The organism is Paracoccus sp. ME4, from assembly GCF_046736325.1.
In the GTDB taxonomy this organism is placed as follows: Bacteria; Pseudomonadota; Alphaproteobacteria; order Rhodobacterales; family Rhodobacteraceae; genus Paracoccus.
In genome coordinates, this window is record NZ_CP151279.1 from 128,645 (window position 1) to 150,618 (window position 21,974).

The window sequence follows — 21,974 nt, forward strand, 5'->3', positions numbered from 1 at the left end:
CATGAGACATCTTCTTCTTTGCGCGACCCTTGCGGCCCTGCCGACCAGTGCGGCCGCGCAGACGCCCGATGCCCGGCTGAACGCGCTGTACGGCAGCATGACGGCGCGGCTTGGCGACGACGCGGCGGGCCGGGACCGGCTTGTCGCGGCGCAGCGCGCCTGGATCACCTTTCGCGACGCCGAGTGCCGCTTTCGGACCGGCGGCATCGACGGCAGCGCCGCCCCGATGGCCCTGCGCGCCTGTCTGGAGGATCTGACCCTGCGGCGCGTCGCCGATTTCGAGGGCCTTCTGGACTGCCCCGAGGGCGATCTGGCCTGCCCGCTGCCCCGCGCCGACTGATCGTCGCGCCTGACCGCGATCAGCGCGGGCGCAGCGCGTCGAAGGCCCGGTCCAGCCCCTGGCCCAGGGACGCGTCCCGGCCGGGGGTGAAATGCGCCAGCGCGGCGTCGAGGCAGGCGAAGGCGGCATGGACCAGCGCATCCGCCTCCAGCCGCCGGGCGTCCGCATCGCCAAGGCGGCGCGCGATCTCGGGCGACAGCTCGACCGCCCAGGCCCCGTGCTTTTCCAGCGTGTGGGCGCGCAGGCTGGCCGTGGCGTTGACCACGCGCATGGTCCGGGCCGCCCCCTCGGGGTCGCGGTCGACGCTGCGGACCAGCACGTCCAGACCGCGCCGCAGCGACAGCCAGACATCCTCATCCACAGGCCGCGTCGCCACGGCCTGAAGGATCGCGGCCCCGAAGGCGGCGTGGCCTGCGACCACCACATCCTCCTTCGTCGCGAAGTAGCGAAAGAAGCTGCGCCGCGAGATGCCCGCGGCCGCGGCGATCTCGTCGACGGTCACGCGGTCGAACCCCCGCGCCTCGAAGAGGGCGAGGGCGGTTTCCGCGATGGCGGCGGCCACGGCCTCGGCCTTGATCACGCGCAGCGAACGGCCGGGATCGACGGGCGTCACGGTCATTGACACTCCATGCTTACAGTGGCACTAAGTGCCATATCATACGCCAAGTGCCATAGACGGCCCGGCCTGCGAAGGAGACGACCATGGACGTCCGACGTCAAGAGAGCATCCTGCCCCGCCGCCGCCTTGGCCGCGACGGGCCGGTCGTGTCGGCCATCGGCTACGGCGCCATGGGCATCACCGACTTCTATGGGGCGGACGCCGCCAGCGACGCGGTCGCCACGATCCGGCGCGCCCATGAGATCGGTGTGACCTTCTTCGACACCGCCGAGATGTATGGCTGGGGCCTGAACGAACGCATCCTCGGCCGGGCGCTGGCTCCGGTGCGCGACGCCGTGGTGATCGCGACCAAGTTCGGCTGGACGCGCGACTATGGCCTGGACAGCCGTCCCGACCACATCCGGCAGGTGCTGGACGGCAGCCTGCGCCAGCTGGGGGTGGATCACGTCGATGTCCTCTATCAGCACCGGGTGGACCCGGCCGTGCCGATCGAGGACGTGGCGGGCACGGTCGGCGACCTGATCCGGGCGGGCAAGGTCGGTCACTTCGGCCTCAGCGAGGCGGGGCCCACCACCATCCGTCGCGCCCATGCGGTCCAGCCCGTGGCGATGCTTCAGACCGAGTATTCGCTGTTCGAACGCGATGTCGAACGGCTGTTTCCCCTGCTCAGCGAGCTTGGCATCGGCTTCGTCCCCTACGCCCCGCTCGGTCGCGGCTTCCTGACCGGAACGGCGCGACCGGCCGCGCTGCACGATCCGGACGACATGCGCCGCACCGATCCGCGCTGGCAGCCGGGGGCGTTCGAACGGAACGTGGCCGCGGTGCGCGCGCTGGCCGAGCTGGCCCATGCGCGCGGCGCGACGGTCGCGCAGCTGGCCCTGGCCTGGCTTCTGGCGCAGGGCGACGACATCGTCCCCATCCCCGGCACGCGCGGCATCGGCCGGCTGGAGGAGAATGTCGGCGCGGCGCGGCTGACGCTCTCGGACGGGGATCTGCGCCGGATCGCGGCGATCCTGCCGTCCGGGGGGTTCGGCGCCCGCTATCCCGACGCGGTGATGCCCCAATGGACCTGACCCGTCCGGACGTGACCGGCAGGGCATCGACATCGGTGGCGGGGGCGGGAACAATGGCGCACGTCCGGGGCCATCTCTGATCCACCCGTCGCGGCGATCCGACCGCCCTTCGCCCGGACGGCAACAAGGAGACGATACTTTCCGATGTCCGACCCCTGCATCATCTGCGTGGCCATCACCGGCAGCGTTCCGACCAAGGCCGACAACCCGGCCCTTCCCGTCACCGTCGCCGAGCAGATCGAATCGACCCACGAGGCCTTCGAGGCCGGCGCCGCCATCGTCCACGCCCATGTCCGCGACGACGCGGGCCGGCCCACCAGCGACCCCGACCGCTTTGCCCTGCTGCTGGAGGGGGTCCGCCGCCACTGCCCCGGCATGATCGTGCAGCTGTCCACCGGCGGACGCTCCGGCGCGGGCCGCGAGCGGGGCGGCATGCTGCCGCTGCGGCCGGACATGGCCAGCCTGTCGGTCGGGTCGAACAACTTTCCGACCCGCGTCTATGAGAACAGCCCCGAGCTGGTGGACTGGCTGGCCGCGCAGATGGCGGAACATGGCGTCATGCCCGAGATCGAGGCCTTCGATCTGTCCCACATCCTGCAGGCCCATGCGATGTGGCGCGACGGGCGGCTGACGACCCGGCCCTACGTGCAGTTCGTGATGGGGGTCAGGAACGCCATGCCGGCCGACCGTGCGGTGTTCGACTTCTACATCGCGACGGTGCGGCGGCTGTTCGGCGCGGATGCGCCGTGGTGCGCCGCGGGGATCGGCGCGAACCAGATCGTGCTGAACGAATGGGCGGTGGCTGCCGGCGGCCATGCGCGCACGGGGCTGGAGGACAACGTGCGCCTGGACCGCACGCGGCTGGCGCCGTCCAACGCGGCGCTGGTCCGGCGGGTGGCGGAGCTGTGCGACCGCCATGAGCGTCCCGTCGCGACCTGGCGGCAGGCCCGCGCGATCCTGGGCCTGCCCTAGGTCGCCGCGGCCTGACGGCCCGCGCGGCGGTTCCACGCCGAGCCTGTGCGGCGACCGTTGATCCGTGCCGCCTGCCGGTGCCTAATCGGCGCGTGGCACCAGGACAGGAGGATCTGGCATGACCGAGGATCGGATCGAGATCGAGGCGGTGACCGCCGCGCCCCCCGCGACGGCCTGGGCGGCCTATACCGACCCCGACCATGTCCGGCGGTGGAACTTCGCCTCGGACGACTGGCACTGTCCGTCGGCGCGGGCGGATCTGCGGCCGGGCGGGACGTTCTCGTCGCGGATGGAGGCGCGGGACGGCAGCATGGGCTTTGATTTCGAGGGCACCTATACGACGGTCGTCGAGAACCGGCGGATCGACTATGATTTCGGCGACCGCGCCGCCGTGGTCGAGTTCCTGCCGGAGGGAGAGGGGACCCGCGTGCGCATCCGGTTCGACCCCGAGAGCGACCATCCGCGCGACCAGCAGCAGGCCGGATGGCAGGCGATCCTGGACAATTTCGCCCGCCACGCGGACAGCCTGCGCTGATGCCGGGGACGGCGGGGGCGGTCCCCCGCCCGCCTCATTCGATGTCGGGCAGAAGCGCCGTCAGGAAGCCCAGGAACAGCAGCGTCGACAGGATGTTGAACACCTGCTGCATGCCGATGACGTCGGCGATGCCGCCCAGGGCTGCCGCGCCGAGCGCCCCGATCCCGAAGGCGAAGCCGAAGACGAAGCCCGAGATCATCCCGACCTTCTGCGGCATCAGCTCCTGTGCATAGACCACGATGGCCGAGAAGGCCGAGGACAGGATCAGCCCCACCAGCACGCTGAGCGCCACCACCCCCCACAGATTCGCGTGCGGCAGCAGCAGCGCGAAGGGCAGCGCGCCCACGATCGACACCCAGATCACCCGCCGCCGCCCGATGCGGTCGCCGATGGGCCCCCCGAAGAAGGTGCCGACCGCCACCGCGCCCAGGAACACGAACAGCACGGTCTGGGCCTGGCGGATCTCCAGCCCGAACCGTTCGATCAGGAAGAAGGTGTAGTAGCTCTTGAAGGTCTCGATATAGACGAACTTGCTCAGCAGCAGGGCGCCGATAACCGAAAAGGCCAGGATCAGCCGCGGCTGCGACAGCTGCGGCCCCGTGGCCCGCGGAGTGCCGGATGCCTTCAGGATGCGCTGATGCTCCACGAACCAGCCCGCGATCCGCATGAGGACCCCGAAGCCGATCACGGCCAGCAGCCCGAACCAGACCGTGCTGACCTGCCCCAAGGGCAGCACGAACAGCGCCGCCGCCAGCGGCCCCAGGGCGGTACCGGCATTGCCGCCCACCTGGAAGCTGGACTGCGCAAAGCCGAAGCGCCCGCCCGAGGCCATGCGGCAGACGCGCGACGCCTCGGGGTGGAACAGCGCCGAGCCGATGCCCAGCACCGCCGAGGCCGCCAGCAGGAGCGGGAAGGAATTGGCCAGCGCCAGCATCACCACCCCCACCGCGACCACCGCCATGGAGACGGCCAGCATGTAGGGTTTCGGCCTCAGATCGCCATAGAGGCCCATGATCGGCTGCAGGAAGCAGGCGGTGATCTGCTGCGCCAGCGTCAGGAGGCCCAGCTGCAGATAGCTGAGCCCGTACTGTCCCTTCAGCACCGGATAGAGGGCGGGCAGCAGGAACTGGATCAGGTCGTTGATCAGATGCGTGCCGCTGACGGCCAGGATGACCGGATAGGCGGTCGGCATCGCAAGGGGGCGGAGGGCGGTCATGGCGGTCCCGATCTGCAGGGGGATGGAAGGGTGGCGGCGCTCTGCCCATGACTCAGGGCATCGCCGTCCTTATGACCGATCCTGCGGGCCCTTACGCGCAAGATAAAACGCCGCTATCCAGGAGAAAATCTGCAGGATCACCATGCCGACCTCGCCCCGGACGCTGCCGCCGCTGAACGCCCTCCGCGCCTTCGAGGTGTCGGGGCGGCACCTGAACTTCCGCGCCGCCTCCGAGGAGCTGGGCGTGACGCAGGGCGCCGTTGCCCAGCAGGTCCGCCTGCTGGAGGATCACCTGGGGCTGGCGCTGTTTCACCGGCTGCCGCGGGGCCTGGCGCTGACGGGTCGGGGCAAGGCCTATCTGGCCGACGTGTCGCGCGCCTTCGCCCTTCTGGGCAGCGCCACGGACCGGCTGCAGCACCGGGCCGATGCGGTGACCATCAGCGTGACCCCGACCTTTGCCGCCCGGATGCTGATCCCGCAGCTGTCGGCGCTGCAGGCCGCCCTGCCCAAGGTCGAGCTGCGCACCGTGGCCACGACCGCCGTGTCGGATTTCGACCGCGACCAGGTCGATCTGGCGATCCGCGAGGGGCGCGCGCCCTTTCCCACGGGGCTGGAGGCGCGCTTCCTGTTCCCGCAGGAGCTGATCCTGGTGGCCAGCCCGCATCTGCCGGGCCTGGACCCGGTGCGGCCGTCGCGTGACCGCATCGCCGCGCTGCCGCTGCTGCATGACGGCTATGGCTATTGGTCGCGCTATTTCGGGATGCGGGCCGCGCTGCCGGGGGCGGTGTTCAACCAGACCTCGCTGGCGCTGGACGCGGCGCTGGCGGGGCAGGGCATCGCGATCACCTGCCGCGCCTTCGTGCAGGCCGATCTGGATGCGGGACGCCTGCTGAACCTGGGCGATGCCGGGTTCGATGCCGAGACCGAGTTCTATCTAGTGCGCAAGCGTTCGCCCCGATCCCCCGGCGCCGTCGATGCGGTCTGGTCCTGGTGCATCGAGCGATACGGCCGCTAGTCCGGCGCGCGGCCCTGGGGCGGGGGCAGGTGGTGCCATTCGCCGATCAGCATCTCCTTGAAGCGCAGCGCCGAGGGCGAGAGGCGCACGCCGCGGCGCTCGACGATGCCGATGCAGCGGGTGACGACGGGCTCGACCAGCTTGACCGTGGCGATCAGCGGATGATCCTCCTGCGGGGTCGCCAGCCGCGGCACCACCGAGACGCCCAGGCCCGCCTCGACCAGCCCCAGGGAGGTCGAGAGGTGGTTCACCTCATAGAACCAGTTCAGGTCCAGCTGTTGTCCGGTGACCGCCAGGGCCTGGTCCAGGACCGCCCTGTTGCCCGACTTTGTCGAGACCCCGATCAGCGGGTGGCCCTGCAGGTCGGCCCATGCCATCGACGCGTTCGCCGCCAGCGGATGATCGCGGCGGCAGGCCAGGATGAACGGATCCTCCAGCAGCGGGGTGAAGCTGAGATCCTCGCGCAGCGCGCCGGTGATGTTGATGCCGAACTCGACCTCGCCGCTGGCGACGGCCTCCAGCCCCTCGTTCGCGGAGAAGTCCATGATGCGGAAGCGGATGCCCGGATAGCGCCGGTTGAACGCCTCGATCACGCGGGGCAGGAAGTAGAAGGCGGCGGTCGGCAGGGCGGCCAGGGTGATCTGGGCGCGGTGACGCCCGCCAAGCTCGGAGATCGACAGGATCGATTCCTCGAACTCGTCCACCAGGCGCCGGACCAGGGGCATCAGCTTGCGCCCCGTCTCGGTCGGGGCCACGCGCCGGGTGGTGCGCTCGATCAGCTGGGACCCCACGGCATCCTCCAGGCCCCGGATGCGCCGCGACAGGGCGGGGGCCGACAGGTTCAGCTGCCGCGCGGCCTCGCTGAAGGACGCGAATTCCAGCACCGCCAGAAACGCCCGAAGATCAAGGAAATCGAAATTGTTCCGCATATCGCAAGAATGGCACAATTCTTTGCAATTAACAACATAGTCATGATGGTGCATTCCCTGTCGCACAGGCCACGAACCGTGCCGGGGAGGACATTCGCGTTGGACGACCAGATCCGCATTCCTTGCGTCATCATGCGCGGCGGAACCTCGAAGGGGCCGTTCTTCCTGCAGCGCGACCTGCCCGTCGATCCGGGCCTGCGCGACGAGATCCTGATCGAGATCATGGGCTCGGGCCATCCCCTGCAGATCGACGGGATCGGCGGGGGCAGCACGCTCAGCTCCAAGGTGGCCATCGTGGGACCGTCGTCGCGGCCGGGGGCGGATGTGGACTATCTGTTCGCGCAGGTCGACGTGACCGGGCGCATGGTGGACACCGGCCCGAACTGCGGCAACATGCTGTCGGCCGTCGGCGCCTTCTCGGTCGAGACCGGGCTGGTCGCCGCGCAGCAGGGCGAGACGCGGGTGCGGGTCCACAACGTCAACACGGGCAAGATCATCGAGGCGCGCATCCAGACCCCGGACGGCACGCCGCGCTATCACGGCGACACCGCGATCGACGGGGTGCCCGGCACCGCGGCGCCGGTCCACCTGGCCTTCCTGGAGGCGGTGGGCGCCAAGACCGGGGTCATGCTGCCCTCGGGCACCCCGCAGGAGGTGATCCTGGGCGTCCCCGTCTCGCTGATCGACGGGGCCACGCCGGTGATGATCGCGCGGGCCGAGGCCTTCGGCTTGACCGGCTCGGAGCCTGCATCCGATCTGGACGGCGACGCGGCCTTCATGGCGCGGCTGGAGGAGATGCGCATCGAGGCCGGGCGGCGCATGGGCCTGGGCGACGTCCGCGCCTCGGTCCTGCCCAAGCCGGTGCTGATCGGCTCGCCCCGGACCGGCGGCAGCCTGGCCGTGCGCTATTTCACGCCGCATGCCTGCCACACCGCCCTGGCCACCACGGGCGCGGTCTCGGTCGCCATCGCGGCCACGCTGCCCGACAGCGTCGTGGGGGCGGCGCTGCCCGGCTTGCGTTTTCCGGCCGACCTGACATTCGAACATCCGACCGGACGCATGGGCGTGCGGATCGAGATCGACGACGCGGCCCCCGACCGGCCCGTCGTCTTCGTCACCCGGACATGCCGGCGCCTGTTCGAGGGGGCGGCGCTGGTGCGGCGCAGGAACTGACCATCCCGGACCGTCGAGGAGGCGGTGGCGGGCACATTCATCCAAGGGAGGACTATCGCATGCTCACTCTGACCCGTCGCCTGATGCTGGGCGTCTGTGCGGCCACGATGACCGTGGCGGCGCTGCCGGTCGCGGCCCAGGACTATCCGTCGCGGCCCGTGACCCTGGTCGTGTCCTATGCCGCGGGGGGAGGCACCGACGCCATCGCCCGCGTCTTCGCCGCGCGGCTGGAGGAATCCCTGGGCGGGCGCGTCATCGTCGAGAACCGCCCCGGGGCGGCAGCCAACATCGGCACCGACGTCGTCGCCAGCGCCGATCCCGACGGCTATACCCTGCTGATCGGCAACCAGGGTCCGATGGTCGTGAACCCGCACATCTTCGATCTGCGCAACGACCCGGCCGAGGCGCTGGACCCGATCGCGATGATCGCGGACGCGCAGCTGGTCGTCGTGACGGGGCCGCGCCTGCCCGTGACCTCGATGGCCGAGCTGATCGAGACCGGCAAGACGCAGGAGCTGGTCTACGGTTCGGCGGGCAACGCCTCGGCCAGCCATGTGGCCACGCTGCTGATGGGGCAGGAGGCCGGGATCGACCTGAAGCACGTTCCCTACAAGGGGGCGGGGCCGGCGGTGAACGATCTGGTCGGCGGGCATATCGACTTCATGGTGACCACGGTCCCCTCGGTCATCGGGCTGGTGCAGAACGGGACGCTGAACGCGCTGGCCGTCACCGGGACCGAGCGTTTCGCGGCGCTGCCGGACGTGCCCACCGTCGCCGAGGCCGGTCTGCCCGAATACAGCGCCTCGGCATGGTACGCCCTTCTGGGTCCCAAGGGTCTGCCCGACGATGTCCGCGCCCGTCTGGCCGACGCGACCGCCGAGGTCCTGGCCGATCCGTCCTTCGTCGAGAGCCTGCAGAAGGACGGCGGCGTGCCGTCGCAGCTGGTGGGAACCGCCTTCGCAGACTTCATGGCCTCCGAACGCTCGCGTTGGGGCGATGTCGTCGAGGCCGCCGACATCAAGGTGGAATGAGCCATGAGCCACGAGGTCCCCGCCGAGCGGATCCAGGTCGATGTCCCCGGACATGATCCCGAACCGCATGTTCCCCCGTCGAACCCGTGGCTTGGCCGCGAGAGGCTGGCCGGTCTCGGCCTCGTGGCATTCGGCCTTTTCACCCTGTGGGCGGGCTCGGACCTGCCCTTCATGACCGAGGGCGGCGTCGGCTCGGGCCTGCTGCCCCGCGCCCTGTCGGTGATCCTGACGGTCCTCGGGGTGGTCCAGATCGCCCTCACCTGGACCGCCCCGCCGGAATCGACGGGATCATGGCCCGTCAGGGACATGCTGCCGGTGCTGATCGGGGTGTTCCTGTTCGCCGTCACCATCCGCGGCTTCGACTTCGGGGCCTTCGCGGTCCCGGTTCTGGGGATGTCGGTGGCCACGCCTCTTGCGGTGTTCCTGGCGGGAACCGCCGCCAGGGACGTGCGGTACCGAGAGTTGGCCCTGTTCACCGTCGTGATGACCGCCCTGTGCATCGGGCTGTTCCGCTATGCCCTGGGCCTGTCGCTGCCCGTGGCCCCCTGGCTGATTGGATACTGACATGATGGAAACGATCGAACATCTGGGGCTGGGACTGTCGGTGGCCCTGACGCTGCAGAACGTCTTCTTCTGCTTCATCGGCTGCCTGATCGGCACCCTGGTCGGCGTGCTGCCGGGGGTCGGGCCGGTGGCGACGATCTCGATCCTGCTGCCGGTCACCCTGTCGCTGGACCCGACGGGCGCGCTGATCATGCTGGCGGGCATCTATTACGGCGCGCAGTACGGCGGTTCCACGACCGCCATCCTGGTCAACATCCCCGGCGAGGCGACCGCGGTGGTCACCGCCATCGACGGCCACGAGATGGCCCGCAAGGGCAGGGCCGGCCTTGCCCTGGGTCTGGCCGCCATCGGGTCCTTCATCGCCGGGACCTTCGCCACGATCGTCATCGCGGCGCTGGCCACGCCCATGACCAGGCTGGGGCTGCTGTTCGGTCCGGCCGAGTATTTCTCGCTGATGATCATGGGGCTGGTGCTGGCGGTCGTGCTGGCGCATGGCTCGCTGGTCAAGGCGCTGGCGATGATCGTCGCGGGCGTGCTGCTGTCCTGCGTCGGCGCCGACATGGAGACCGGCCGAGAGCGAATGACCTTCGGCCTGCACATGCTGACCGACGGGATCGAGTTCGTGGTGCTGGCCATGGGCATCTTCGGCTTCGGAGAGATCTTCAAGAACCTGGCCGACCCCGAGAAGCGCGACGTCATGCGCAATACGATCGGCCGCCTGCTGCCCACCCTGTCCGAGCTGCGCCAGAACCTGGGCTCGATCCTGCGCGGCACGGGCCTGGGTTCGGTCCTGGGGGTGCTGCCGGGCAACGGGGCGATCCTGGCGCCCTTCGCCAGCTATGCGCTGGAAAAGCGCCTGTCGGACCGCCCGCAGGATTTCGGCACCGGCGTGCCGCAGGCGGTGGCCGGGCCGGAATCGGCCAACAACGCGGGGGCGCAGACCAGCTTCATCCCGCTCCTGACCCTGGGCCTGCCGCCCAATGCGGTGATGGCGCTGATGGTCGGCGCCATGATGATCCAGGGCATCGTTCCCGGCCCCCAGGTGATCGAGAACAACCCGGACCTGTTCTGGGGCCTGGTCGCGTCGATGTGGATCGGCAACCTGATGCTGGTCATCATCAACCTTCCGCTGATCGGGCTGTGGGTCAAGCTGCTGACGGTGCCCTATCGGCTGCTGTTCCCGGCCATCGTCGCCTTCTGCTGCATCGGGCTGTTCTCGATCTCGAACGATCCGGCGCAGGTCATGATGGCGGGCGTGCTGGGCCTGCTGGGCTTCGCGCTCTACAAGCTGCAATTCGAGGCGGCCCCCTTGGCGCTCGGCTTCGTGCTGGGGCGTCTGCTGGAGGAGAAGCTGCGTCAGGCGCTGATCATCTCGGACGGCAGCATGCTGACCTTCCTGACCTCGCCGCTGTCGGCCGGCCTCCTTGCCGTAGGGCTGGCGGCCCTGCTCATCGCGGTGCTGCCCGCGATGCGCAAGTCGCGCGACGACGTCTTCAGGGACGCCTGAAACCGCGCGCGGCCCTCGGGCGGCGACGGGCGAACGGGGGGCGGCGCGGCAGGTCCGCCCGCCCCCTTCCGCCATGATCGGCCCGCCTCCGGGGGGCGCGGCAAAACGTGCTTCGACCTGCTGGCTATCGCCGATCACGAAGCCGCCGGGAAATGCCGTGGCCTGCGGGAGAGCAGGTCAGGTCCATATACTATTATTTTAATCAATGCCTTGTGTTTGATGGACCGGGCCGGAATTGACGATCATCAATCGGCACGCCCAATGTGCTTCGTCTGAGACGTTTGCCGACCGGCCCCGCCAAGCCCCGTTCCCGGAAGACTCGTCCCTGAGATGACCGTCGCCTGCATCCATCGGGTCACGTCGCGAATCTCACTGACCTTCATCGGCAACGACGTCATAGCGGTGAACGTCCCATCGAACATCGGCAGTCTGATCAACCAGACCGGCCCGATCAACGCCGACGACCAGAACAACGACGGCTTCATCCAGCGTGGAGAGACCGTCGATCACAACAACGTCGACATCCCGTTCGTCGATCCGATCCCGGACCTCTCCGATGCCACGGTGGTGGGCGTGGGCCTGATGGGCGGCCTGCTGTCCGGCATCCTGGTGCAGTATCCGGTGATCCTTGTCTTCAGCGGCGGCAGCCAGTTTCTGCTGTATCCGCAGGGCGTGCTCGGGCTGATCACGACCGCCACCGGTGCGCTGAACACCCCCATCACGTTCTTTCCCAACGGCCAGATCGGGCCGGGCGGGGGCGTTCGGCCCTGCTTCGCGCGGCAACCTGATCTGCCCGGCCCACGGCGGCGTCGCGATCGGGACGCTGCGCGAGGGCGACCTGATCCACACCGCCGACAACGGCCTGCAGCCGCCGCGCTGGATCGGATTGTGCCGGCAGTCCACGGAGGATCTTGCGCGCAACCCGGTGATGCGCCCGATCCACATTGGCCGGGGGGCGCTCGGCATGGGCAGCCCCGCATAGGACCTGCTGGTCTCTCCGCAGCACCGCAACCTGGTGCGCAGCCACATCGCCAGGAAGATGTTCAGCACGGAAGAGGTGCTGAGCCTGTTCCCGCCGCGGCGCGACCACGATCATGCGCCCGAACCCGCGCGCGTGCTGGCATCGGGGCGCATGGCGCGCAAGCTGGCCCGTCGCCATGCCCAGGTCAGCCGACCTCTGCTGATGTCCTGATCGCGTCGCGAAGGCATCGCGACATCCCGCCCGGTCGGGACCGGGTGGCGTCGGCGGGTGCCGGTCACCGCGGATCCGCACCCTTTCGATCGTCAGACGAGCAGGTCGAACAGACCCTCGACCGCGATGCCGGCATCGTCGACGGTCTCGAGGACCAGGTCGACATGGTTCCCCGCCTCCGCCACCAGGATGGTCGCGGCCCTTCCAAGATCCAGGTCGAGCAGTTCGGCCCCGAAGTCCTGCGCGTTGCCGAGCAGTGTCCCGGCGGCCTCGGCCGCGTTGTCGACGGTGTTCTCGGCGAAATCGACCGCTTTGAACTTCGGGTTGGTCGGGATCTCCAGGCAGACGAAAAAAGGCCCGTGGTCACACTGCTCCGAACTGACGCGGCTTCAAGATTGTCGCTCGGACGCTAACACGTTCAACAGGTCTTGTGCCTCGTGACGAAAGGACATGTGGCGTCGGTCCCGCCGTGCCGGCGGACTTGTAAAATCCCCTGTCGTCTAAGAGGTCAGCTGTCTCTGCGCCGTTCAACTTGTGTGCGCAGGCCAGACTGGCGATCATCCCGGGGCACGGCAGGCGGGCGGAATGCCCATTTGTCTACGATGGGTTAGGGCATGCGCAGGGGATGAGGAGCCCCTACGGAGAAGCCGCTGTTTCGTTTGTCGACGACGGCTTCTGCGCGTGGACCTCGGATCCTCAGGATCATGTCGGACCGGCATGCATCACTGACGCCCTTGGGTGGGGGATGCCGGCGCGACAGGCCGTCGTCGGGGTGACATGACGGGAAAGCGGCCTCGTGCAGAGGCCGCTTTCCGCTTTCTTCGCTACCGTCCCGCCGCGCGGCCCGGGTGGGGCCGCTCAGGCGGTCCGTCGGGGGCGACCCGCCGTCACAGGATGAAGTCCGACGCCGCCAGGTCGTGCAGCCCGAGGATGCGGATCTGCGCCTCGGCCGCGGTGTCGTTATCCGTGTCGATCTGGATGAAGGTGTCGGTCCCGTTGTCGAACACGCGCAGCTGGTTCGCGCCGCCCGTCGTGAAGCCCGCCGAGTCGAGGAACACGAAGGTCGATCCCGCCATGTCGCCGATGTCGATGACGTCGCCGCCCAGCACCCCCGCCTGCTCGAAGTCGGCGATCACGTCCGAGGCCGCCAGCAGGCTGTGCGTGGTCGCCGTGAAGACGAACACGTCCGCTCCGATGCCGCCGGTCAGCATGTCCTGACCCACGCCGCCGATCAGCCGGTCGTCGCCCGCATCGCCCGCCAGCGTGTCGTTGCCGCTGACGCCGTTCAGCATGTCGTCGCCGCCGCCGCCGCGCAGGTCGTTGGCCACGGTGCTGCCGGTGGCGCTGTCCGCCCCCGAGCCCATGATCAGCGATTCCACCTCGGTCACGCGGTCCGACAGCGCGGCGGTCGTGCCCGTGCCCAGGATCGTCGCCGTGGCCTGGGACAGGTTGACCGTCAGGTTGCCTGCGTAGGCCGACAGGTCGACCGTGTCGACGCCCGTGCCGCCGTGGAAGAGGTCGGACAGATTGTCGACGCGCGCGACCAGGAAGTCGTTGCCGCCGCCGCCGAACAGCGAGTTGGCCTGACCGTTCCCGGCCAGCACGTCCGCGCCGTTGCCGCCGCGCAGGTTCGCGATGTTGGCGATCGAGGCGAACCCCGAGGCGGTTCCCGCGTCCAGATCGGCCACGACCCCCGCCGATCCCGCGGCATAGGCCAGCGTGTCCGCGCTGCCCGCCAGATCGGCATGGATCCGCTCGACCGAGGTGATCGAGGTGAAGCCGGTCAGCGCCGTGACCGCGGTGCCGTTCCAGGTGGCGGTCAGCGTCTCGTTGGCCGTGGTGCCGGTGATGCGCAGCCGGTCGGTGCCGTCCCCGCCGTTCACCGCGTCGGTGCCGTCCGCCCAGCCAAACAGGATGACGTCATCCCCGCCGCCGCCCTGGATCTGGTCGTTGTTGGCGCCGCCGACCAGGACGTCGCGTCCGTCGCCGCCGAACAGCTGGTCGTTGCCGGCCTGGCCGAACAGCACGTCGTCCCCGGTCCCGCCGTTCACGACATCCGCGCCCGACAGGGCATAGATCAGGTCGTCGCCCGCCGACCCCGCGATCGCGTCGTTGACGGTGCTGCCGGTGCGGACCTGCAGCCGTTCCGTCTGGTTGAACCCGAAGGCCGAGAAGGTCACGTCCAGCTGGTGCGTCTGGTTGACCCCGAGCGCTCCGGTGACGCGCAGCGTGCCGTCGGGGGCCACGCTGAACAGGCTGCTGCTGCCCACGGCCAGGCCGAAGCTGCCGGCGATGCCCTCGGCCGTCATCTGGCCGATGGTCGAGCCGCTGGCGGGCAGGGCGGCGGGGGCGGACGTCACGTCCAGCGCCAGGTCGGCATTCACCCCGAGCGGCACGTCGATGGCGATCACCTGATCGGCGAACTCCAGATCCTCGATGTTGCGGATCAGGTCGATGTCGTCGAAGGCGGCCCGGCCGTTCCCGCCCAGATCGCGGACCGAGATGAAGCCGTCGCCGTTCACGTCATGGGCGGCGCGGATCAGCGGGCTGCCCGGCGGCTGCGTGCCGCGGCCCTCGATCTCGTACTCGTCCAGGTTGCCCGCGAAGATGGCGCGGTCGCGGGCGCTGCCGGGTGCGGCGGTCAGGATCTCGCGAACGATGGACATGTCGTCGGGGCTGATCGTGCGGTCCAGCAGCAGCGATGTCAGCGACCGACCCCCGAAGGCCGGCGCCGAGAAGTCGGGCCGTCCGTCGGCCCCCAGGGCATAGACCTTGCCCGCGAAGGGCCCCGCCGCCGCCTGAGAGCTGTTCAGCGATTCCGCCGAATATTCGACCCCGTTCACGGAGATGCGGATGCGGACGTTCAGCCAGGCGTCGCCATCCAGGATGTCGAAGCCGCCGCGCCCCATCATCACGTCGGCACCCGCGCCGCCCATGATGATGTTGCCGTCCCGGAAGCTGGTCGCCCCCGCCCCGCCCAGGGTCTCCAGCGCGCCGTCGAACCAGGCGCGCAGACCCTCGATGCGGTTGATGCCCGCCGCGTCAAGGACATGGTCGTCGAAGCTGGCATTGGCGTCCGTGTCGCCCCCGGTCCCGCCGCGGTTGTCGCCGCGCAGGATGTCGTCGTTCTTCCAGCCGGACATGGCCTCCATCAGGTCGAAGCGGTCGCGCAGGATGTCGGCCGGGACCGAGGTGAAGATCGGGATCTGGAAGTCCCAGTTCACCCCCGCCACGTCGTATTTCGCGCTGGCCCAGTCAAAGCCGAACATGCCCTCGAAGCGCTGCACGCCGATGCCCGACAGGGCGATGTCGTCGCCGGATTCGAGGTCGTAGTCCTGGTCGTTGCCCTGGCCCCAGGCCACGTCATGGCCGATGATGGTCGAGTTGAAGAACAGCTCGGAGTTGTCGCCCGAGATGACGTCGAACCCCTCGCCGCCCTCGATCCAGTCGTTGCCCTCGTTGCCCAGCAGGTTGTCCCCGCCCGAGCCGCCCAGGATGAAGTCGTTGCCCTCGCCGCCGAAGGCCTCGCCCGCGTCCTGCCCGACCAGCAGCACGTCGCGTCCCTCGCCGCCGAACAGCAGGTTGATGCCGCGCGACGAGGACACCACGTCATGGCCCCGCTCGCCGCGCAGGAAGTTGTCGCCGAACGTGTCCTCGATGATGTCGTTGCCGTCGCCGCCGAAGACCTGGTCGGCCCCGGCGCCGCCGTTCAGATAGTCGTCGCCGCCGTCGCCCCACAGCGCGTCGTCGCCCAGATCCGAGGTCAGCGTGTCATCGCCCTCGGTGCCGCCCAGCACGACATGCTCGCCGCCGCGGAAGTGCAGCTCGCCGCCCACCTGATGGCCGTTGGCATCGGTCACGCCGGAATCGATCCGCACGACCTTGGGGTCGATCGCCTCGAGCAGCTCGTCGTCCCAGACCGGATCGCGGCTGTCGGGGTCGTTGCTGTTGTAGTCGCGCTGCGCGATCTCGCGGTCCAGCTCCAGGATCATGTCCGGGGTCAGGAACAGGTTGGCGTTGATATGCGTCGCATAGTCGTGGCTCAGCGCCGAGTTCCGCATCACGATGTCGGCGAAGGTGTTCGCCTCCAGCGCGTCCAGCAGGTTCAGGCCCTGCGTCCGCGACAGGTAGTAGAAGCGGTCGCCGTTCTGCAGCAGCTCCATCTGGTATTCGAAGATGAAGCCGAAGGTGGTGCCCAGCATGCCGCCGAACTCGGTCACCTTCTCGGCCAAGCCGCCGATCCACAGATCGACATCGTCCAGTCCGCCCCGTTCGTTGCCCGCGCCATAGGCGCCGCGGCCGTTCAGGAAGTCCAGCCGGTCCGCGTTGGAGTAGGTCACGCCGCGGATGGTCACCCCGTTCGCGTTCGTGCCGTCACCCAGCAGCAGCAGGCTGGCGGCCGCGCGCTTCTCGGCCAGCGTGGTGGCCGTCAGGATGGCCTCGTGGTTGCCATAGGCCGCGATGAAGTTCGCGACCGAGAAGGGGTTCTTCAGGGCCTGGGTGAACTCGGCCCAGCTGGCATAGGGCTTGAGGTCGGGCAGGCCGAAGTCGTTGTAGAGCTGCTCCCGCGTCTCGTTCAGCGACGGCACCCCGGTCTCGCGCGCCCGCGCGATGTTCAGTGCCGCGAGGTCCAGCGGCAGGCCCAGCAGGTTGCTGCGCAGCGCCGGCACCACGAACTCGTCGATCTCGCTGCCGCGATCGGCGGTCAGGCCGCGGATGAAGGCCGCCTGCGCCTCGTCCAGCGTGGCACCCGAGGCGGTGAAGGCCTCGGGGTTCAGGAAGGCCTCGATCAGCGACATCTGGTCCGCGTCGCCGTTCACCGGCAGCAGGTTCGCGTCCAGCCGGTCCACCGTGTCGGTCAGCATCGAGTGTCCGAAGCGATAGACGACATGCGCGAACTCGGCCAGGATCGAGGGGTCGATATCGGCCGAGTTGGTGAAGACGAAGGGGTCGATGCCCGGCTGGATGCGGCGGGCGAACTCCTCGAACACCATGTGCTGATACTGCATCTCGGTCGAGAAGCGCGCGGCCTGGAACATGCGGTCGCCGTTCCAGACCAGCTCGGCCGGGTCCAGCGTCGCGACGTTCGTCCCCGCGGCCAGCGGCACCAGCAGCCATTCGTTGATGAAGGCCACGTCGCCGGTCTCAAGGATGGTGTGCTTGTTCTCCTCGACGATGCGGTTGTGTTCGGAGTGGAAGACCGTGTGCAGCGATTGCAGGGCGATGTTCTCGTTGCCGCGCCCGTCGCCCGAGACGATGTGCAGGTCCAGCATCTCGTCGTCATAGGTCGCGGGGTTGTGGTCGTCGCCGACGACGTCATCGGCATCCGCGACCATCCCCGCCCCCGGCGCCGCGTGATGGGCGATGTCGACCAGGAAGGCCGGTCCCGCGGCCATGCTGCCCGCGGTCGTGATGCCTTCGGCGGTGCCTTCGCGCAGCCACGGGTCGGGATGGGTCGCGTCGGGCGCCATCACCATCTGGGCATAGCCGTTCGGGCCGGTGATCAGGTTCCCGTAGGCATCCGTCAGCAGCAGCGGCACGCGATGCACGTCCATGTCCTGCAGGCGGATGCCCAGGACCGACAGCGCCTGCGCCTTGACGTCGGCCCAGTTGGCCACCGCGCCGCTCAGCGATCCGTTCTCGGAGGTGGCATCCAGCAGGTGGCCGGTGGAATAGGCGCGCGTCACGCCGTCGACCTCGATGCGCACCTGTTCGCGCAGGAACACCTGATGCGAGGCATGCGAGGTGTAGGTCTGGTTCTGATCCACGAAGGAGGTCGTGGCGTTGGTGTGCTGGATGACCCCGTTCTCGTCCACCACCGGGGTGGCGCGGGTCAGCGCCATGAAGCGCAGTTGCGCGGGCAGGTCGTCCGCCGTGCCGAAGACCTGGTCGGCGCCCGCGATCAGCGGATCGTCGGGCTGCAGCGGGATGAAGACCGTGCCGTTGCCGCCCTTGTTCACCAGGTCCAGGCCGTGGTCGAAGAACTGCCCGAAGATGGTCATGAAGCTGTTGAAGGGCGCGGTCAGCCCCACGTCCGGAGAGACGTGGTCGATCTCCAGCCCGCCTTCGGGGCCGGTCGAGAGGCCGTAGTCCTCGATGACCTGCGCCAGGGCGGCCGCGGTTTGCTCGGGCGTGCCGGCGGTGCCGGCCGCCGCCACCGCGGCGTCCACGGCATCCAGCGCCGCGTCCAGCTGGACGACCGCCGCGTCGCGGACGATGACGGCGGCATCGACATCGGCCTGCGCCTCCTGCACCGCATCCGCGATCGCGTCGATGCTGGTCCCGGCCAGCCCGCCGGGGCCCGGCACCGGCTGATAGGCGGTCGCCGCCGCCTCGAGGGCGGGCAGGTCCGCGGCGTCGATCAGCGTGTCCCCGTTCGCGGCGTCCAGCGCGTCCAGCAGCGCCTGCGCGGCATCCGCCATCTGCTGGACCGAGGGCAGGGCAATCTCGTCCGCGACCGCATCGGCGGCCACCTTGGCCGCCTCGGCGGCGGCCTGGGCCGCGGCGAAGGCGGCGGTCGGGTCGGCCGCGTTCGCGATATCGGTGATCAGCGCCCCCAGGGCGGTGGCCGCGGCGTCGGCCGCGACGGAGGCGGCCTGCGCCAGCGTGCCGGCATCGGTCAGCTGACCCAGATGGGCCGTCGCCACGCTCAGCGCCGTGACCGCGGCGCCGTGATCGGCGGTCTCCTGCGCGAGGGTGACGTTCGCCGCGGTCACCCGGGCGTCGGCGCCCTTGGCGTTCAGCGTGGCCTGATAGGCGGCCGAGATCGCGGCCACTGCCGCATTGGCGTCCGCCCCGGTGATCCCCGCCACCTTCAGCGCGGCATAGATCGCGGCCGGGTTCGCGGGCGTCTGGTCCACGATCAGGTTCGAGATGGTGCGCGGATCGCTGTCGACCACGTTGCCGCCGGTGCCGTAATCGGTGTTGCCGATGCCGAAGAACGGGGCCTCGTCGTTCTCCTCCGTGTAGACCGGGTCCAGCAGGCGCGGGAACGGGGTGTCGCCCGCGCCGTTCTGCTCGGTGCCGGGCAGCAGGCCGTTGTCGCTGCCGTCCACGGTGCGCAGGCCGACGGGCATCAGGGCGGCGTCCGCGGCGCTGACGCCGTAGACGGCCTGGATCGCCTCGACCGTCGTCATGCCCGGCGTCGATGCCTGCAGCTCGGACACCTCGATCTGCTTGAGGATGAAGCCCAGGTCATGCGCATTCACGTGAAAACTGGTTGCCATGATAATCTCCCTGACGTGACCATCGGCCGGCGCATGGCGGCGAAACCTTCGCCCCCGGGACGAGGGGCGTTCGCTTTGGACGCGGGCCGTTACAAGAAACCTGTCCTGCGGCCGTCGTCGGGCCGGCGGGACATGGGCCTAGGTTACGCCAGTTCCGGCTGGTCCCAATACGGCGGTCAGTCGCCAGTGATGGCGACTTTGGTCGCCATGGACCGTCTGATTCGGGCTGATTCGGAGGGTGTCTAAGGCGCAGCGCAAGGTCGCATCGCGTTAGGGATGACGCCGAAAGGAGGGACGCAACCCTGCGTCGATCACCTTTTCGCGGCGTGCAAATTCCCGCGGATAAAATGCGTCCGCGCCGCGCGAAATGGGCCCGACCTGTCTTTGCGACAGGTTTGTGAACACCCGAACGCATGGTAACGTTCCCTTGAGGTCGGACAAAATATCCCGGAGGCATTGGGTGGTATGACCGGCATGTCTGATATTCCCGTTCTTCAGTCGAGAACCCATCTGCGGCCGGGTTGGCAGGGCCTGGGCCTGCTGCGTCGGCACCTGTCCAACTGCGCGCTGATCGTGGTGGTGGGGCTTGCGATCCTGGGCGTCTGGACCGCGTCGCGGTTGCAGCACGCCGTCGAGGCCGAGGTCGGCCACCGCGCCGCGACCGTCCTTGAGACCATGCTGAGCCGCCATGCCGCGGACCTGTCCGGCGACCGCCTGCCGCCGGAGCTGTCGGCGCTGATCGACGCGCATTTCCGCGACGTCTCGGGTCCGCTCGGCCTGTCCGAGATGAAGATCTGGCGCGCGGACGGCACCATCCTCTATGCCTCCCGCCCCGGCCTGACCGGCACGGTCCAGCCCGTGGAGGAGGCGCTGGCTTCGGCGCTGTCCGGGCAGGTCTCGGTCTCGGTCGGAGAGACGTTCCACGAGGATGCCGACCACCCCCCGACGACCGCCGGGACGCGGCAGTTCGAGATCTACGTCCCGATCCGCCTGCGCCCCCTGGACCGCATCGTGGCGGTCGCGGAATACTATCAGGACGCCGCCGTCGCCTCCGATGCGCTGACCCGCGCCCGCTGGCAGACCTGGGGCCTGCTGGCCGCGATCGGCGCGATGTTCGTGGCGGTGATGGTGCTGATCCTGCGCCACGGCGACGCGATCATCCTGCGCCAACGGATCGACCTGGGCGCGCGGATGGCCGACATGATGCAGCTCCTGGACCGGACCGAGGCCATGCAGGCCCGCATCCAGCGGCGGACGCTGCAGATCCAGGAGGAGCAGAAGGCCCAGATCCGCCAGATCAACGCCGACATCCACGACGGTATCGGACAGCTGCTGACGGTGGCGCTGCTGCGCATGACGGCCTCGCCGCCGGGCGGATCGGCGCAGGAGGAGGGCGCGCAGGCCGTGCGCCTGATCCTGGAGGAGGCGATGAGCGAGGTTCACGCGCTGCTGAACGGCACCAGCCAGCACCCGGCCTCGGAGCGGCCCCTGGCCGAGGCGGTCCGGGCGCTGGTCGACGACCACTGCCGCCGCACCGCGACGACCGTCCGGCTGCTGTTGGAGCCGGACCTTCCCGAGCCGCGCCTGTCGGTCAAGGCCGCGATCTGCCGCGTCGTGCAGGAAGGGCTGCACAACGCCTTCAAGCATGCCGGCGGACGCGATCAGTGCGTCAGCCTTCACCGGCGCGACGGGCGGCTGATCGTGACCGTGTGCAACGATGCCCGGCACTGCCGGACCGAGGGGGGCGAGGCCGCCCGCCCGCCGATGGGGCTGCGCAACCTGCGCCACCGCGTCGAGACCCTGGGCGGCACGTTCCGGGTCCTGGATCAGGCGGATCACCGGATGGAAATTCACGCCAGCTTTCCCGACGAGGATATGGAGGACGCCCATGGCTGACAGCACCGTGGCCGTGGTCGACGATCACCCGATCGTCCGCGAGGGGCTGATCCAGGTCGTCAGGGGCTTCGGCGGCTTTCGCGTGATCGGGGCGGGGGACACCGCCGCCGACGCGGTCGCGATGGCGCAGCGCGATGCGCCCGACATCCTGATCCTGGATCTGGGGATTCCCGGCACGGGGATGGAGGCCATTCGCGCCATCACGCAGGCCGGTCTGCGCACGCGCATCCTGGTCCTGACGATCTCGGAGCGGCCCCAGGACGTGATGGAGGCCATGCGCCTCGGGGCGGCGGGCTATGTCCTCAAGGGGATCAGCGGGGACGAGCTGAAGCAGGTGATGAGCCGGCTGGTCAACGGCATCGGCCACATCACCCCCCATCTGGCCGCCCGCATCCTGGGCACGCCGGGACACATGCCCGCACCCGCCCCCGAGGTCGATGCCGGCATCCTCAGCAAGCGCGAGGGAGAGATCTACGTCCTGATCCGCCGCGGCTGCTGCAACAAGGAGATCGGGCGGTCGCTGAACCTCAGCGAGAAGACGGTCAAGCACTACCTCACGAACATCTTCCGCAAGTTGGACGTCCGCAACCGAACGGAACTGGCCATGCACGCCTACAACATGACCGCCGGGGTCGCCCAGAACCGGATGCTGTCCATGAGCTGCGGCCAGAACGCGGGGGGGTGAC

The 21,974-nt window shown here is 69.3% G+C and carries 16 protein-coding genes; 12 read left to right on the plus strand and 4 right to left on the minus strand.

Annotated features, from left to right (window positions below; translation table 11 throughout):
- The first annotated feature begins 1 nt into the window (after position 1).
- The gene (locus tag AACG61_RS20100) at positions 2-340 is read left to right on the plus strand and encodes a lysozyme inhibitor LprI family protein (RefSeq protein WP_411840361.1); all 339 of its coding nucleotides are present in this window, start codon (positions 2-4) and stop codon (positions 338-340) included.
- Between the two features lie 19 nt (positions 341-359).
- On the opposite strand, the gene AACG61_RS20105 is transcribed toward AACG61_RS20100, so the two are convergent.
- On the minus strand, positions 360-959 hold the full coding sequence (locus AACG61_RS20105; protein WP_411840362.1) for a TetR family transcriptional regulator: 600 nt from the start codon (positions 957-959) through the stop codon (positions 360-362).
- 110 nt (positions 960-1,069) lie between these two features.
- Between AACG61_RS20105 and AACG61_RS20110 the strand changes: the two genes are divergently transcribed.
- From AACG61_RS20110 to AACG61_RS20120, 3 genes are all read left to right on the plus strand, one after another.
- Positions 1,070-2,032, plus strand: a complete 963-nt coding sequence (locus AACG61_RS20110; protein ID WP_411840505.1) for an aldo/keto reductase — start codon at positions 1,070-1,072, stop codon at positions 2,030-2,032.
- Positions 2,033-2,176: 144 nt separating this feature from the next.
- On the plus strand, positions 2,177-3,004 hold the full coding sequence (locus tag AACG61_RS20115; protein ID WP_411840363.1) for a 3-keto-5-aminohexanoate cleavage protein: 828 nt from the start codon (positions 2,177-2,179) through the stop codon (positions 3,002-3,004).
- Between the two features lie 118 nt (positions 3,005-3,122).
- Positions 3,123-3,539 carry an SRPBCC domain-containing protein gene (locus AACG61_RS20120; RefSeq protein ID WP_411840364.1) on the plus strand — a complete coding sequence of 139 codons (417 nt, stop codon included), beginning with the start codon at positions 3,123-3,125 and terminating at the stop codon, positions 3,537-3,539.
- A gap of 34 nt (positions 3,540-3,573) precedes the next feature.
- On the opposite strand, the gene AACG61_RS20125 is transcribed toward AACG61_RS20120, so the two are convergent.
- Complete coding sequence (locus tag AACG61_RS20125; protein WP_411840365.1) at positions 3,574-4,755, minus strand: MFS transporter; 1,182 nt, start codon at positions 4,753-4,755, stop codon at positions 3,574-3,576.
- Positions 4,756-4,897: 142 nt separating this feature from the next.
- Here AACG61_RS20125 and AACG61_RS20130 point away from each other — a divergent pair, with 142 nt between their 5' ends.
- Positions 4,898-5,770, plus strand: coding sequence for a LysR substrate-binding domain-containing protein (locus AACG61_RS20130; protein WP_411840366.1), 873 nt, complete (start codon positions 4,898-4,900; stop codon positions 5,768-5,770).
- On the opposite strand, the gene AACG61_RS20135 is transcribed toward AACG61_RS20130, so the two are convergent.
- Positions 5,767-6,699, minus strand: coding sequence for a LysR family transcriptional regulator (locus tag AACG61_RS20135; RefSeq protein ID WP_411840367.1), 933 nt, complete (start codon positions 6,697-6,699; stop codon positions 5,767-5,769). The genes AACG61_RS20130 and AACG61_RS20135 overlap by 4 nt on opposite strands.
- Before the next feature lie 99 nt (positions 6,700-6,798).
- On the opposite strand from AACG61_RS20135, the gene AACG61_RS20140 reads away from it, so the two are divergent.
- The 5 genes from AACG61_RS20140 to AACG61_RS20160 all read left to right on the plus strand — a co-directional run bounded on the left by AACG61_RS20140 (position 6,799) and on the right by AACG61_RS20160 (position 11,956).
- Positions 6,799-7,872 (plus strand): 4-oxalomesaconate tautomerase, encoded by a 1,074-nt coding sequence (locus AACG61_RS20140; RefSeq protein WP_411840506.1) that lies wholly within the window; start codon positions 6,799-6,801, stop codon positions 7,870-7,872.
- Between the two features lie 59 nt (positions 7,873-7,931).
- Entirely contained in the window at positions 7,932-8,903 is a 972-nt protein-coding gene (locus tag AACG61_RS20145; RefSeq protein ID WP_411840368.1) for a Bug family tripartite tricarboxylate transporter substrate binding protein, read from the plus strand.
- Positions 8,904-8,906: 3 nt separating this feature from the next.
- On the plus strand, positions 8,907-9,467 hold the full coding sequence (locus AACG61_RS20150; RefSeq protein WP_411840369.1) for a tripartite tricarboxylate transporter TctB family protein: 561 nt from the start codon (positions 8,907-8,909) through the stop codon (positions 9,465-9,467).
- Position 9,468: 1 nt separating this feature from the next.
- Positions 9,469-10,974 carry a tripartite tricarboxylate transporter permease gene (locus AACG61_RS20155; protein ID WP_411840370.1) on the plus strand — a complete coding sequence of 502 codons (1,506 nt, stop codon included), beginning with the start codon at positions 9,469-9,471 and terminating at the stop codon, positions 10,972-10,974.
- Between the two features lie 823 nt (positions 10,975-11,797).
- Positions 11,798-11,956 carry a Hint domain-containing protein gene (locus AACG61_RS20160; protein ID WP_411840507.1) on the plus strand — a complete coding sequence of 53 codons (159 nt, stop codon included), beginning with the start codon at positions 11,798-11,800 and terminating at the stop codon, positions 11,954-11,956.
- Between the two features lie 1,097 nt (positions 11,957-13,053).
- Here the strand turns inward: AACG61_RS20160 and AACG61_RS20165 are convergent.
- Positions 13,054-19,392 (minus strand): peroxidase family protein, encoded by a 6,339-nt coding sequence (locus tag AACG61_RS20165; RefSeq protein WP_411840371.1) that lies wholly within the window; start codon positions 19,390-19,392, stop codon positions 13,054-13,056.
- 474 nt (positions 19,393-19,866) lie between these two features.
- On the opposite strand from AACG61_RS20165, the gene AACG61_RS20170 reads away from it, so the two are divergent.
- A complete protein-coding gene (locus AACG61_RS20170) occupies positions 19,867-21,288 on the plus strand; it encodes a sensor histidine kinase (RefSeq protein ID WP_411840372.1) in 1,422 nt (473 codons plus the stop codon).
- Positions 21,281-21,973 (plus strand): response regulator, encoded by a 693-nt coding sequence (locus AACG61_RS20175; RefSeq protein WP_411840373.1) that lies wholly within the window; start codon positions 21,281-21,283, stop codon positions 21,971-21,973. Before AACG61_RS20170 ends, AACG61_RS20175 begins: the two co-directional genes overlap by 8 nt.
- Position 21,974: the final 1 nt, after the last annotated feature.